The 13,216-nt window shown below is 43.7% G+C and carries 15 protein-coding genes and 1 riboswitch; of the genes, 7 read left to right on the forward strand and 8 right to left on the reverse strand.

Annotated elements, in window-relative coordinates; genetic code table 11:
* Positions 1-435, forward strand: a complete 435-nt coding sequence (locus JO154_RS11855) for a DoxX family protein (protein WP_291945648.1) — start codon at positions 1-3, stop codon at positions 433-435.
* Here the strand turns inward: JO154_RS11855 and JO154_RS11860 are convergent.
* Positions 370-1,182 (reverse strand): NAD(P)H-dependent oxidoreductase, encoded by an 813-nt coding sequence (locus JO154_RS11860; RefSeq protein ID WP_291945651.1) that lies wholly within the window; start codon positions 1,180-1,182, stop codon positions 370-372. The two genes, JO154_RS11855 and JO154_RS11860, sit on opposite strands and share 66 nt — an antisense overlap.
* Before the next feature lie 80 nt (positions 1,183-1,262).
* Between JO154_RS11860 and JO154_RS11865 the strand changes: the two genes are divergently transcribed.
* Entirely contained in the window at positions 1,263-2,111 is an 849-nt protein-coding gene (locus tag JO154_RS11865) for an AraC family transcriptional regulator (RefSeq protein WP_291945653.1), read from the forward strand.
* Between the two features lie 55 nt (positions 2,112-2,166).
* Positions 2,167-2,526, forward strand: coding sequence for a SnoaL-like domain-containing protein (locus tag JO154_RS11870; protein WP_291945655.1), 360 nt, complete (start codon positions 2,167-2,169; stop codon positions 2,524-2,526).
* 64 nt (positions 2,527-2,590) lie between these two features.
* Here the strand turns inward: JO154_RS11870 and JO154_RS11875 are convergent, their stop codons facing one another.
* Complete coding sequence (locus JO154_RS11875; RefSeq protein WP_291945657.1) at positions 2,591-2,986, reverse strand: DUF2809 domain-containing protein; 396 nt, start codon at positions 2,984-2,986, stop codon at positions 2,591-2,593.
* Between the two features lie 138 nt (positions 2,987-3,124).
* On the opposite strand from JO154_RS11875, the gene JO154_RS11880 reads away from it, so the two are divergent.
* From JO154_RS11880 to JO154_RS11895, 4 genes are all read left to right on the forward strand, one after another.
* Positions 3,125-4,768 (forward strand): glycosyl hydrolase family 18 protein, encoded by a 1,644-nt coding sequence (locus tag JO154_RS11880; protein ID WP_291945659.1) that lies wholly within the window; start codon positions 3,125-3,127, stop codon positions 4,766-4,768.
* A 91-nt stretch (positions 4,769-4,859) separates the two neighbouring features.
* A riboswitch (cobalamin riboswitch) is annotated at positions 4,860-5,079 on the forward strand.
* 209 nt (positions 5,080-5,288) lie between these two features.
* Positions 5,289-6,635, forward strand: coding sequence for a DUF5074 domain-containing protein (locus JO154_RS11885; protein ID WP_291945662.1), 1,347 nt, complete (start codon positions 5,289-5,291; stop codon positions 6,633-6,635).
* Positions 6,636-6,657: 22 nt separating this feature from the next.
* On the forward strand, positions 6,658-7,578 hold the full coding sequence (locus JO154_RS11890; protein WP_291945664.1) for a hypothetical protein: 921 nt from the start codon (positions 6,658-6,660) through the stop codon (positions 7,576-7,578).
* A gap of 219 nt (positions 7,579-7,797) precedes the next feature.
* On the forward strand, positions 7,798-8,373 hold the full coding sequence (locus JO154_RS11895; RefSeq protein ID WP_291945666.1) for a GNAT family protein: 576 nt from the start codon (positions 7,798-7,800) through the stop codon (positions 8,371-8,373).
* 31 nt (positions 8,374-8,404) lie between these two features.
* Here JO154_RS11895 and JO154_RS11900 read toward each other — a convergent pair whose 3' ends face one another.
* From JO154_RS11900 to JO154_RS11925, 6 genes are all read right to left on the reverse strand, one after another.
* Entirely contained in the window at positions 8,405-9,076 is a 672-nt protein-coding gene (locus JO154_RS11900; RefSeq protein ID WP_291945668.1) for a response regulator transcription factor, read from the reverse strand.
* Between the two features lie 6 nt (positions 9,077-9,082).
* Positions 9,083-9,868 carry an ATP-binding protein gene (locus JO154_RS11905; protein WP_291945669.1) on the reverse strand — a complete coding sequence of 262 codons (786 nt, stop codon included), beginning with the start codon at positions 9,866-9,868 and terminating at the stop codon, positions 9,083-9,085.
* Complete coding sequence (locus tag JO154_RS11910) at positions 9,858-10,532, reverse strand: hypothetical protein (protein WP_291945671.1); 675 nt, start codon at positions 10,530-10,532, stop codon at positions 9,858-9,860. Before JO154_RS11910 ends, JO154_RS11905 begins: the two co-directional genes overlap by 11 nt.
* 76 nt (positions 10,533-10,608) lie before the next feature.
* Complete coding sequence (locus JO154_RS11915; RefSeq protein ID WP_291945673.1) at positions 10,609-11,094, reverse strand: hypothetical protein; 486 nt, start codon at positions 11,092-11,094, stop codon at positions 10,609-10,611.
* A gap of 775 nt (positions 11,095-11,869) precedes the next feature.
* Positions 11,870-12,319, reverse strand: coding sequence for a MarR family transcriptional regulator (locus JO154_RS11920; protein ID WP_291945675.1), 450 nt, complete (start codon positions 12,317-12,319; stop codon positions 11,870-11,872).
* 21 nt (positions 12,320-12,340) lie between these two features.
* The gene (locus JO154_RS11925) at positions 12,341-13,093 is read right to left on the reverse strand and encodes a glucose 1-dehydrogenase (protein ID WP_291945677.1); all 753 of its coding nucleotides are present in this window, start codon (positions 13,091-13,093) and stop codon (positions 12,341-12,343) included.
* Positions 13,094-13,216: the final 123 nt, after the last annotated feature.

Here is a 13,216-nt window from a genome sequence, read left to right on the forward strand (position 1 = left end):
ATGAAAACATACCGCAAGTGGGCGGAAAAGGTGTCTGCCCTAAAAGATTTACCATTACTATTTATGCGGCTTGCGCTTGCATATGGCTACTACGGACCCGCCAGTATGAAATGGAAAGATATTCATAGCGTCGGGGATTGGTTTGTACAGTTGCAAATTCCCATGCCGTATGTCAGCGCCTACCTGGTGGCCATTACAGAAGCGGTGGGGGTGGTATTGCTCACATTAGGATTGTACGTCCGATACATCACTATTCCCCTCATGTTCAGTATGGTAGTGGCCATTATTACCGTCCACTGGGCGAATGGCTTTGAGGCCAGTAACAATGGCTTTGAAATTCCTTTGTATTATTTGTTGATGTTGTTTGTGCTATTGGTTTTCGGTGCTGGCAGGATCAGCGTTGACTACTTCCTGGAACGTAAGCCCAAGCGATGATTTCCTATGCGCAGCCAATCCGGATTTATTATCTCTCAGATGTGTCTTCAGTACATCGTTTTCATCATAATCGCCGGCAGTAATGGAATAGTAATGAATAGGATCAAGGGTTTCCAGCGAGTCGATACGAGCTTTCAATGTTTGTAATGTTTCTGCTACGTGCGCTTCTGAAATGTGATTGGAATTATACACTATGAACGGCTGTAATGGCGTAATACCGCTGTACCACATAATCCCATGATGAATAGGGAATAGCAGATCGTCCATGTGACCGTTGATGCCATTTAGGCTAAAGCTGTGTGTATCACTACCGGCGGTGACAATCAGCATACCTTTTTTTCCTAGGAACTTGCCGCCACCATAACGTTTACCGGCGCCGTAGCCAAACCCTTTGGTGAAGACGCGATCCACCCAGCCTTTCAAGATAGCGGGCATGGAAAACCACCATAAAGGGAATTGAAAAATTATCAGGTCCGCACGCAATATTTTCTCCTGTTCCGCGACGATATCCGGTGCTAAGGCTTGTTTTTCCAGGGCTACTTTAGAAACGTTTCCTACAAACAGGCGATCTTCTGGTTGATGATGCAGGTAATCCCTTCCGTCTACCGCTGATTTCCAGTTCATTTGATATAGATCAGAGACTTCCACCTGATGGCCGGCGGCCTCCAAATAGGCTACTGCTGCATTTTTAATGGTTCCATTGAGAGAACGTTGTTCTGGATGAGCAAATATGATTAATACATTCATAAAATTTGTTACTTTTGATAGTGTAAAATTGTACAATCTTTCAATTAAGTAATTGTACAATTTTTCCAAATTTTTGAATTATGATGAGAGAAAACATATTTCAGCCGTTTGTGATCCGGGAAATGAATACGGATCATTGTCCTGTGATACCGCATTATCATAACTATTTTGAGCTGGTGTATATATTAGCAGGAACGGGTACCCAGGTAGTGAATGAGAACCGTTTCGCATATAGGGCGGGGCATTTGTTCCTATTAACGCCAGAAGATGAGCATCACTTCGAGGTACATGCCACTACGCAGTTTTTCTTCCTGCGATTCAACGCCATCTTTATCCGGCAAGTGATGAATGAAAGGAAGGAGTGGGTGAAGCGCATGGAATTTATCCTGGATCATGCAGGGCATGCACCTGGTTGTATTTTGCATCAAGACAAAGACGGCGCTATTGCACATCACCTGATACAAGCCCTGCGAGAGGAAAACCAGCGGGAGAGCCTCTACAAGCAGGAAGTCATGGAACAATTGGTGAATACACTGATTACCCTTGTAGCTCGTAATGTGGCTGCCCGATTGCCCGCAGAAATACCTAATAACAATGACCGAACCCTACAGGAAATTATCCGGCATATCCAGGCGCATATTTATGAACCAGAAATGCTGAAAGCAGATAAAATAGCAGCAGCAGTAGGGGTTTCCGTTAATTACCTGGGAAGGTATTTTAAAAAGCATGCTGGTGAAAATATGCAGGATTATATCCTACGATATAAATTGAAACTGGTGGAAACCCGCTTGTTACATAGCAATATGCGTATCAATGAAATTGCGTGGGAGTTGAATTTTGCAGATGAAAGTCACTTGACCCGATTGTTCAAAAAACATAATGGCATGAATCCGTCTGCCTTCAGGAAGAAAGCGCTAATGACGGCATGATGCTTCGAACAAATGCTTTATGTTAGCAGTTATCCATTTACAAAACTACTATATTATGAAAACTACTGAAATTGCAAATCGCCTGATAGAGTTGTGTAATAAAGGTAAATTTGAAACTGCGCAGAAAGAATTATTTGCAGCCGATGCCATCAGTGTGGAACCTTATGCGACACCAGATTTTGCAAAGGAAACACAAGGATTGCAAGCCATCTTTGAAAAAGGTAAAAAGTTCGACAGCATGGTGGAAGAATATCATTCTACAAAATGCTCCACGCCGTTGGTTACTGAAAATTCATTTGCCATCACTATGACCATGGATGTTACCATGAAGAATAAAGGCAGGATGAAATTTTCTGAACTTTGTGTCTATGAAATAAAAGAAGGCAAAATTGCAGCCGAACGTTTCTTTATGTAAGTCTTACGGTGATGGGTAAACGTATTTTATAGGGAATGATGCTTTGCCGTCATTCCCTGTTGTTTTACCGCAGTAGTTTTTCCCCGAGGACACCAATACCATGCCCTAAGAGCGCTCCCAGTGCGTAGCAAATGATGTCTCCCCAATAAAAATCATAACCGAGTATTAACCCGAATGGAAAGGTATGTCGTAGGTGGATGATCCAATCTGCCCGATAAAGTTGTTGTATTTCAATCAGTACGCAAAAGATAAAACTCCCGACACTGATTTTCCAGAGGGCAGGGCGTAATGCCAATAAACGTAATCCGAATACAATAAAGGTGGCGTATAGGATGTCGCCGGCATAGAGCTTTACTAGTTCGGGGTAATGATGGTTGGGTTGCCTGGAGGAAAGTCCCAGCCACATCGTCAATGGAATTAGCAACAGGTAAAATATGCGTAGTCTGATTTTCAGGCTCATAAATGTAAAGGATATACGAAAGGTAGCAAATTTAAGGGATGACGTAGAATTGAAGTACATGATAAATTCGCTGAGCACCTTCATTCTGATACATTTGTCTAGTTCCGGAACCTATTATTCACTGTTAAAAATTCCATTATGAACCGAAGTTTATTTACCCTGTTTTTACTGTTTGTTTGTTTCCTTTCTGCTACTGCACAGTCGCCGTTCCGAGTGGTGGGCTATATGCCCTCTTGGTCTGGGGATGTAAATGCGGTGCAATACAGTAAGTTGACCCATATCAATTACGCTTTTTTGTTACCTACTGCAACGGGCGGCTTCCAAGCCATTGATAATCCTTCCAAGTTGCAAAGTCTTGTGTCCACAGCGCATAATAATGGCGTAAAAGTCCTGATTTCTGTAGGTGGTTGGAATGGCGGAGATCATAGCGCTTTTGAGAGTCTTTCGGGCAATAGTAGTTATCGTAGCACCTTTGTTAACAACATGATTGGCTTTGTGAATCAGTACAATCTGGATGGTATTGATATCGACTGGGAGTATCCAGACCTTGGCGCATCTGCCAATAATTATATCTCGCTGATGACACAGCTCAGTACGGAGATGCATAACCGCGGTAAGTTGCTAACAGGGGCCATCGTGGGTACGGATGGTGCTAGTATACTTAGTAGTGCCTTTGCGTTGGTCGATTTTTATAACCTCATGGCCTATGATTACAATAACTTCGATCACTCTACTTATACTTATGCTACACAATCTGTCAGCTATTGGCTGGGGAGGGGATTGCCTGCATCCAAACTAGTGCTGGGCGTGCCTTTTTACGGCAGGCCTACCTGGGAATCCTTTGCACAATTGATCGCCAGAGGAGCAGACCCTTATGCGGATATATTTGGTAATGTAGGGTATAATGGTATTACGACGATTAAAAAGAAAACCAATCTCGCATTTGATCAGGGGAGTGGTATCATGATTTGGGAATTATCCCAGGATGCTACTGGTGCTAATTCCTTGCTGTCTGCCATCAATGAAGTAGTCGTGAGCAGAACCGGTACCACCGTGCCTATTGGCAAGGTGATTACGTTGAAAGGCAATAACAACTTGTATGTTAGTGGCGAAAATGGTACTACTGCGATGAACTGCAATCGGGCTACACCAGGCACTTGGGAACAGTTCTCTGTATTGGATGCAGGAGGTGGGAAGATTGCATTGCGCTCCATGGGGAAATATGTTTCTTCAGAAAACGGGCAGCAGCCTATTACCTGTAACAGGGCTACTGCACAGGATTGGGAGAAGTTTATTTGGATTACCAACAGTAATGGAACGATATCATTGCAGTGCAATAACAATGCTTATATCGGTTCAGAGAACGGAGCTGCAGCCATGAGTGCATTCAGAACAGCGATAGGTACCTGGGAATCATTTAATTATTCAGTAGTAGGGAATGTTGTCGGCTCCATCTATGCACAGGCAACTCCTGGAAGTAATGCAGCCACGTCGCTGGCAACGATGTCGCCGATGGATAAAAGTACCAAGGCTACTACTGTATTCAACGTATATCCAAATCCGGTAGTATCAGGAGGCAATTTGCAAGTGAAGATTCCTGCGTATAGTGGTAAATCGGAAGTGAGAGTAGTATTGCTCAGTGCAGGCCGTCAGGTGGTGCAACAGCAGCAAGCGCATACAGGATCATTTGTTATGAAGATGGCGAGTTTGCCGGCTGGCAGCTATTTCTTGGAAGTGACGTATGACGGCAAAGCATATACGCAGCAGGTGATTATTCAATAGTTTATCGTCTCAGTTTTTTATAGGCCGTTGCAACATATTTGCAACGGCTTTTTGTTTATATTTTCAATTTGGATAATAATATTACAAGTACTAAGTTTGCGCTGCATTTGGTTACAAGGACAAGCATTGTTCGTGTATTAAAAGGGAATCCGGTGCAAAACCGGAGCTATCCCCGTAGCTGTAATCCTGCATACTGTTTATCAGTATAGATTTTTTCGGCATTATCTCCATTGCCACTGTCCCTTATGGGATGGGAAGGCCGCCGGAAAAGCAGGGAAGCCAGAAGACCTGCCAGTTGTATTTTTCGTTCAGCACTTTCGGGTGAAAGGTTAAGAATGTTGGCTGTCATCAGCATGTGATTTTATTGTGTGAATCTGTCTGTAATGTTCTGTAGAACTGTAGATCAGGTGTCTGTTTGATTTGGTTAGGATGCCTATCTGTGTTGCTGTTGGCCTATGTCCCCGAGGGTGTTGCTGCTTTATGAAATTTTATTTCTTCATAAAAACGCTAACAACCAAAAATGAAACTGAACAAAGTTCTGTCCCTGCTGGTGTTGATTGCTACTGTAGTTTTCTCCTGCAAGAAAAATGATGACGTTCCTGGCCCGAAAATTATTTCTGGCGGAAGTAAAGACACGCTGGCATTGGGTGTTGCTACCACTTACAAGCCTCAATTCAACAACAAAGCGGGATTGAGTTTCCAATGGACCTCCAATGGAGCGCCGGTAAGTACAGACAGTATTTATCAATTCACAGCTACTACGTACGGAGATTACCACCTGGTATTGACAGCTAAGAATCAGACTGGTATTGATTCTGTGGTGTATAATATCCACGTGCTTGGGAAGTATGAAAATGGTTACTTCATGGTGCATGAAGGCCAGTATGGTACTACCAATGGCGATATGGCTTATTACAGCTATGACAGCAACAAAGTAACCTTCAACATTTTCAAGAAAGAGAACCCAGATAAGAATCTCGGACCTACTACCGCCACATTGCAGTATGCTACCATTTATAATGGTAAAATGTATATGGTCGCAAAAGTAGGCGGACCAATGGTCGTAGCTGATGCCTATTCCATGAAAGAAACCGGGCGTATTGCAGCATTACCCGGCGATGAAGGTCATGCTTTTGTAGGTATTGATAATAGTCGCGGGCTGTTGAGTACCGTTAATGGCGTGTATCCTGTGAACCTCTCTACGCTGGCGCTGGGCGCTAAAATTGCAGGTACTACTGGCGCCGTAGGAGATATGTTGTCGGTAGATAACAAATACGTTTTTGTCTTGACAGAAGGAGATGGTGTTGTAGTCCTGAATAGTACAGATTACAGTGTGGTTAAGAAGTTTGACCGCGCTACTATCGGTTTCGTACGTACGAAAGACGGCGCAGTATGGGCTGCTGGCGATTCTTCATTGATGCGTATTGATCCAGTTACCTTGGCGCGTACAGAAACAAAACTGCCATTTAAAGTGACCAATCCTTGGGCCATGTGGTCTTGGAGATCTGGCTCTATTACCACTAATCCTGATGGAACGGAAGTATACATTGCTGCCCGTAATGAATTTATGGGAGGTATTGGCGGTTCCTTGGAATATGGTGGTACCAAATTATACAAATATATTCCTGGCAATGCGGCCTCTCTGTCTACCCCATACATCACCCTGCCTGCTGGCCAATACTTCTACGGTTCTGCTGTAAGGTACAACCAGCGTACAAAAGAGCTTGTGATATTAACCCTGACAGATGAGTGGGGCGCTAGCAACGATAACAGATGGTTGATCTATGATGCAGGAACAGCGACCCTAAAAAATACTATCCGATACACGAGTTATTCCTTCCCGGCGATGCCCGTGTTCTACCCGTAGAAGATCCTAAATATCACATAAAATGAAAAAATCCCTTTTCCCCGTAGTAGCCCTGTTGGGCGCTGTAGCCTGGACTTCCTGCCAAAAGGCGAACCAGGCCGAAGAGCTGCATTTGCAGCCATTAAATGCCTCAAAGACCAGCGTGTACCGGCCTTCTACTGCTAGCAGTAGTCCGCTGATTAGCAAAGTGTATGCGTACTTGCCGGCAGCAGGGCAGTTTGTTAATAGTCCTGGTATAGGAACTTTGGCAGACGCGCAGGCCTTGATCGGCAGTACTTCCAATATGGTATCACTGGGTGCATTCGGTGGTTATATCATCTTTGGATTTGACCACTCCGTAAGTAATGGAACTGGGGCTGATATTGGCGTGTATGGCAACCCGTTAGGCCCTACTTATCAATGGTCAGAACCTGGTATCGTGATGGTAAGCCAAGATGTAAACAACAATGGTATTCCAGATGATCCTTGGTATGAACTGGCGGGCAGCGAATACAATAGCAGCGCTACCGTTAAGAATTACACCATTACCTACTACAATCCGCATGCAGTAGGCACCAATGTTACCTGGAAGGATAATCTGGGTAACACAGGTATTGTGCAGGCCAATGCCTACCATACCACCAATAACTATTATCCCACCTTTGCAGCTAACCAGGATTCAATTTCCTTCACTGGTACGAAACTGGCTAACACATTGGTGCCTGGTAGCATTGTCACCAACTTGGCTTATGCCTGGGGGTATAGCGACAGCTATTCCAATGATTATGTTACCTATGGTTACAACACCTTCGATATTTCTTGGGCGGTTGACGGCAGCGGTAACCCCGTTAGCTTGGGTTATATCGATTTTGTGAAAGTCTACACTGGCCAGAACTGCAATTCTGGTGCGATGTTAGGAGAAATTTCAACAGAAGTTAAAGGAGCTCGAGATATGCATCTGTAACCAGATGTGTATATATAGTTGACAAAGCCGCGTCTTATTTAAGACGTGGCTTTTATTTTTTGCAGAGGAATTCATGAGAAATGGGAGCTTGGGTATTTGTTGAGTTGGTGCGGGGCACCGAGAGGAGGGGGATATTGAAAAAGTGCGCTTGTATTGTTATATTGTTGGGAGGCTGTGAAGTAAAACAGCCTAACGGGATAACATAAACGAAGTGCACGTATGAATAAACTGCCTGAAACTTTTCCGGTGCTGTCCACGGAGCACCTAACATTGGAGCCGGTGAGCATGTCCATGTTGGAAGACATATTTTTTATATTCAATGATCCTAGTGTAGTAAGGTTTTACCATGTACATCCGATGGCTAATCGGGGGAAGGCGATGGAACGGATTCAGCAGTATCAGCGGATATTTCGGGATAAGACTGGTATTAGGTGGGCCATTATTCCGAAGGGAACGCACCATGTTGCTGGAACGATTGGGATCAACAGTATGGACAGTAGTAATAAGTGCAGTGTGTCTTATGATTTATCCAATAATTGGTGGAAGCGGGGATATATGGAAGAGGCGATGGCAGCGGTTTTAGCATATGCATTTGGCGTATTGGATATCAACCGGGTTCAGGCGGAAGTAATGAAAGATAATACGGACTCGTGTGAATTACTAGAGCAATTGGGATTTGTGAAAGAGGGGTTATTAAGGGAGTGGCAGTATTGGGATGGCCGATACGATGATATCTATATGTATGGCTTATTACAGCGGGAATATAAAGCGCAGGGCCATACGGATCTCGTATAGCCCTGCGCTGTATAATAGCAGTGAAATGAGATTAAGGTAATTTATCCAGCATGACAATACCATGTTTGAGGGCGTAAGTAACGAGGCCAACACGGGTTTTTACCTGTAGTTTGGCAAAAAGGTTGTCTCGATAGCCATCAATGGTGCGGGCACTGAGGTGCATTTGATCGGCAATCTCCTTATAAGTCAGTTCGGTACAGACCAATTTAAGAAAGGTGATTTCTCTTTCGGTCAGGTTGGTAGCGTATTTGGTGGTATTGCCTTCTTCTTCCGCCTCATGAATAGAGTGGATGAGTTTTCCGGTGACCATTTCGGAGTAGTAGTACCCTTTATGAACGAGCGAGCTCATGGCTTCGCGGAGTTCGGAGGGTTCTGAGTCTTTGAGGATATAGCCTTTTGCGCCGGCTTTAAACATACGAACGATGGATTGTTCGTTGTCGTACATGGAGAGGGCAAGCACCTTGATATTTGGTTGATTTTTCTTCAACCAGAGGCAGGTTTCATAGCCGTCCATTTCCGGCATATTAATATCCAGCAGTACGATATCCGGCAAGTTTTCCGGCCGGAGCATGCTGATTAATTCTTTGCCATTATTGGCTTCAAACAGCAGATGGTAGTCGTCGAAGCTGGCGATGAGTGTACCCAGACCTTTTCTGAAGAGTACATGGTCATCTACCAGGGCTATACTGATTTTGTTGTTCATATCAAATTAAGGGAGCAGATAGGGTATATTGACCTTCACACGGGTGCCCTGGGGCTCATTTTCGGCTATACTGAGGTCAGCGCCTATCAGGTTACTTCGTTTCCTCATGCTACCAAGGCCGATTCCAGAGGTTTCGCCTTGGAGAATTTTGGGATTGATGCCTTCGCCATTATCAGCGATATCCATGATACAGCATTGTTGCTGGTAGTCGAGATTGATATCGATGGCTGTAGCGCGAGCGTGTTTGATAATGTTATTTAATACTTCCTGAAAGATACGAAATAGAATTAATTCCTTGTTGGGCTCTAGCCTTACAGGATTTCCTTCGATTTGGAAATTGATATCGAAGGTACCTATTCTGCGGAGCATTTCCACTTCCTGGCCTATGCCTGCGCAGAGGCCTTTATCCATGATAAGGTCGGTATCTAGACTTTTACTAAGATTTCTGAGATCATGGATGGCTTTGGTAAGAAGTTGTTTGGAATCGTTGATTTTTTCGAATAGGGCAGGGTTGGTAGCCGTATCGATGGTACTCATGTTTAGTTTAACGAGGCTCAGTACTTGTCCTATATTATCATGAATTTCTTGGGAGATATTTTTTTGTGTTTGTTCTTTTATTTCCAGTTGTGTACGTAGCATTTCTTGGTCGAATGCGGATTTAAGTTGTTGTTTTTCCTGTTGATGAGCGGCACGGCGGCGCTGGTATATCATCCAGAATGCGATGATAAAGCTAATCAGCAGGAGAAACAAGAGGGTTGCCATTACGATGCTTAAGATGATATCATTTTCCATTTCCACGATGATGAGCTATGTTGGCGTCTGATAACTTGCGATCTTTCCAGATGCCGATGGTAAAAAGGCCATACATAGTAATGTTAAAAATGCTTTGAATAACCCAAAGTCTGGTGATAATAGAATTTGGGTGAACCTTGATATAGTGCCATAGCGAAAATACCAGCATGGTACATGGTGCATACAGAAAAATACCTGTCAGATACCAGAAGAATGGTTTTTGGGGTGAAATGCCATCCATTACTTCATATTGATCTAGAATAATCAGCAGTATCCAACCGGTATACATAAGATTATTTACAGACACAGCTTCGCTGATAAACCGGGCCGACAAACCATTCCAAAGCACTATCCCTATATTGAATATCGTTATTAGACACGTTGTGATAAAAAAGAGTCGTCTTCTTCCTTTATTAATAATTTTTGGATAGAACAACCAGCAGATCAGGCTAATTTCGGCCAGTGTATACAAGTTGTATGTCACATTCAGCAGTGGTCCTTTGGCGATAAAGGCCCTTAGCAATTGAGGGATAGCAGCCAAAGCTACTATCCCCAATACGATTCTTGAATCGACTGATATCTTCCGGCAGCAATAGATGCCCACGATTAGCGGACAAATAACTATCCAGATTGAAATATCACTTAAAACATCCTGTAGTTGCATATAGCCCGTGGTATAGTTCTCATTTGAGGGGTGAGTATGTGCAAAATACAGAAGTTCAGTGGAAAATACCTGCTAATTATACGTAGTTGATTTGTGTAACGTCTGTAGCAGGTGGATGTTCCAGTCCAATGGTTGGATCGTCGTCGAGTCTATTAGTCTTGGCGATACCGGCTGCAGTTCCTTGAGGAGCCAAGCCAGTGGCTTCCAGGATCATACCGCCTTCTTCCGCTGCACAATCGTCTTTGGTCAGGAGTCTGCAAGGGATCACCATGACAGTAGGGTCGCCTTTTTCAAATTGTTCGGTTTTTTCTGGGTGGGCGCCTGCAATTACCATGTAGTAAGAAGCGCCGCTGTCCAGCAGCTTTTGCAGTTCCTCTTTGGAAAACAGGAAGCCATTGGTTTTACTGAGGTAAAAGTTGGTAACAGCGGGATCATGAAGGATACCGGTAGCCAGCCTGAGGGCCAGTTCCATTTTGTTAAAATATTCTTTACGAACATTCATGATTCTACGTGCCTCGTCGAGGCTGATTTCCTGTCCTGGAAGTTGTTGAATTGGATCCATCAGCATTGAAGGTTTTAGTGAGTAATTTTCAGATCATGAAATATATAAAATTCATTCTTAATGTGTGGTGTAAAAAGAGGATGCCGGAAAAGAAGGTACCAGCATCCCCTTGAACCTTGGGGAACAAACCAGGTTGGCGCTAGTACGAAAGCGCCGGATAAGCAATGTATTGATCAGACCTAGTGAAGGAAGACGATCCGGTATCTGTTGTGGATACGGGTGCCTCCGAAATATTATTATAGAATACTTGGGTAGATTTTTCCTGCGTTGTATTATGCTGTAGGTGAAAAACGTGCCGCATATATATTGCAAGTTGTGTAACAATCAGTAACATTAGGAACAGGAACCGTTTCATTTCATAGTAGTTTTATCAACAGGATACCGTAGGATTATGACTCCAAAATTAGGAGCTGTCTTGGTGTGGATCAACGTGAAAATCTACAAAGGGATACCGTGTTTTCACGGTATTTATGAAAGCATGAAAACTATAAGTAAAGGGAGGGATTCCATTTTTTACATCATTCCAGCCAGCGGAATTTGCATGAAAACGGTCTTTTTTGTTAGAAAATCCTAGTTTTTGATAGCATCTGGCACTATCCAGCTTACTAACGGCAATGGGTATATGATCCAAGTCAGTGATAACTGGTGGGTGGTTGTTTACCTGTGCGGTAACAAGCAACGTACTTGTTATGCATAAGAGGAAGGTAGCGGAAGGCGCATGTTTCAGCTTTTACAGCGGGGTAAAGAGTGACATTACGATATTATGGTGATGGGGCTATTTAATACTTCGGATCTTATCCAGCAGGTGGTTCAGTTCTGCTACGTCTTTATCTGTCAGTCCGGCGTATACCGTGTCTACCTGATCCAAATGATTTGTAATTTCTTGACACAGTGATTCGCCTGAGGGGGTCAGTTTGATATCGATCAGTCGTTTGTCTACCGCATTGGGTTTTTTCTGCACGAGGTTTTTGATTACCAGGCGGTCAACCAGCCGAGATACTCCTGCGTTCTTCTCCACCATTTGCTCCAGCACTTCGGAAGTAGAAATCGGCCGGTCCGCCTCGTAAAGGATTTTTAATACATTATACTGTTGGGAAGTAAGTCCGTATTCAGCAAAGAATAGCTGCGAGCGATCGTATACCCAGTTAAAAGTTTTTACTAGGTTGATGCCTAACTGTCGGCGTATGGACATTTGTTGCTCGCTGTTTTGCTGTTGCTTTTTCATGTTTGGATAAAGCGATATCTTTTATTGAATCAGGTATCCGCCATCTACAGGCAGGTAAGCGCCTGTGCAGAAACTAGCATCGTCGGAAGCGAGGAAAAGGAATGCTTTAGCTACTTCTTCCGGTTTACCTAGTCTTTTCATGGCATGTTTGGATTCCATGTAAGCTCTGTATTCTGCGCCTGCGGCTGAGTTGTCCATCAATAATGGTGTTTCAATATAACCCGGTCCGATGGCATTTACGCGAATATTATTGGTAGCGTTTTCCAGTGCCGCTACTTTCGTAAGCCCTACCAGTCCATGTTTAGATGCTGCATAGGCGCCAATTCCCTGTTCTGCCACTTGGCTCATGATGGAACCCATGTTTACAATAGCTCCACCCGTTGCTTGTTTACGCATCTGGGCAATCTGGAATTTCATGCCATAAAATACGCCGCTGAGGTTAATATTCAAAACACGTTGCCATTCATCTTGCGTTTTTTCATGTACAGGGGAGGCGTCTACTACACCTGCGTTGTTCAATGCAATATCCAGGCTTCCAAATGCATCCACTGTTTCTTTCACCGCCCTTTCTAGGTCTTCATACCGAGAAACATCGCACTGCACAAAGCGGGCGTCTGTACCTTCTTTCTTTACTTCGTCCAGTACCGCTTTGTTTTCTTTCAGGTCGGCAATTACAACTTTTGCGCCTTCCCTCGCCATCAGGATGGCTGCTGCTTTGCCAATGCCGCTGTTTCCTCCGGTGATAAAGGCCACCTTGTTTTCAAAACGTTTCATGTGATGGTGTTTTAAAAATGAATCAAATCTTTCCTTTACAATATTAATGATTAATCATTAATGATTAGTTAATGAATTGTTAAATTGACGGAAAGCAAGCTCATATGGATAACACGAAATCAC

The organism is Chitinophaga sp., from assembly GCF_019236475.1.
Taxonomy (GTDB): domain Bacteria; phylum Bacteroidota; class Bacteroidia; order Chitinophagales; family Chitinophagaceae; genus Chitinophaga.

Coding starts and splice junctions, on each gene's coding strand:
- JO154_RS11855 (WP_291945648.1), top strand. CDS start 1: ATGAAAACATACCGCAAGTGGGCGGAAAAGGTGTCTGCCCTAAAAGAT.
- JO154_RS11860 (WP_291945651.1), bottom strand. CDS start 1,182: ATGAATGTATTAATCATATTTGCTCATCCAGAACAACGTTCTCTCAAT.
- JO154_RS11865 (WP_291945653.1), top strand. CDS start 1,263: ATGATGAGAGAAAACATATTTCAGCCGTTTGTGATCCGGGAAATGAAT.
- JO154_RS11870 (WP_291945655.1), top strand. CDS start 2,167: ATGAAAACTACTGAAATTGCAAATCGCCTGATAGAGTTGTGTAATAAA.
- JO154_RS11875 (WP_291945657.1), bottom strand. CDS start 2,986: ATGAGCCTGAAAATCAGACTACGCATATTTTACCTGTTGCTAATTCCA.
- JO154_RS11880 (WP_291945659.1), top strand. CDS start 3,125: ATGAACCGAAGTTTATTTACCCTGTTTTTACTGTTTGTTTGTTTCCTT.
- JO154_RS11885 (WP_291945662.1), top strand. CDS start 5,289: ATGAAACTGAACAAAGTTCTGTCCCTGCTGGTGTTGATTGCTACTGTA.
- JO154_RS11890 (WP_291945664.1), top strand. CDS start 6,658: ATGAAAAAATCCCTTTTCCCCGTAGTAGCCCTGTTGGGCGCTGTAGCC.
- JO154_RS11895 (WP_291945666.1), top strand. CDS start 7,798: ATGAATAAACTGCCTGAAACTTTTCCGGTGCTGTCCACGGAGCACCTA.
- JO154_RS11900 (WP_291945668.1), bottom strand. CDS start 9,076: ATGAACAACAAAATCAGTATAGCCCTGGTAGATGACCATGTACTCTTC.
- JO154_RS11905 (WP_291945669.1), bottom strand. CDS start 9,868: ATGGAAAATGATATCATCTTAAGCATCGTAATGGCAACCCTCTTGTTT.
- JO154_RS11910 (WP_291945671.1), bottom strand. CDS start 10,532: ATGCAACTACAGGATGTTTTAAGTGATATTTCAATCTGGATAGTTATT.
- JO154_RS11915 (WP_291945673.1), bottom strand. CDS start 11,094: ATGGATCCAATTCAACAACTTCCAGGACAGGAAATCAGCCTCGACGAG.
- JO154_RS11920 (WP_291945675.1), bottom strand. CDS start 12,319: ATGAAAAAGCAACAGCAAAACAGCGAGCAACAAATGTCCATACGCCGA.
- JO154_RS11925 (WP_291945677.1), bottom strand. CDS start 13,093: ATGAAACGTTTTGAAAACAAGGTGGCCTTTATCACCGGAGGAAACAGC.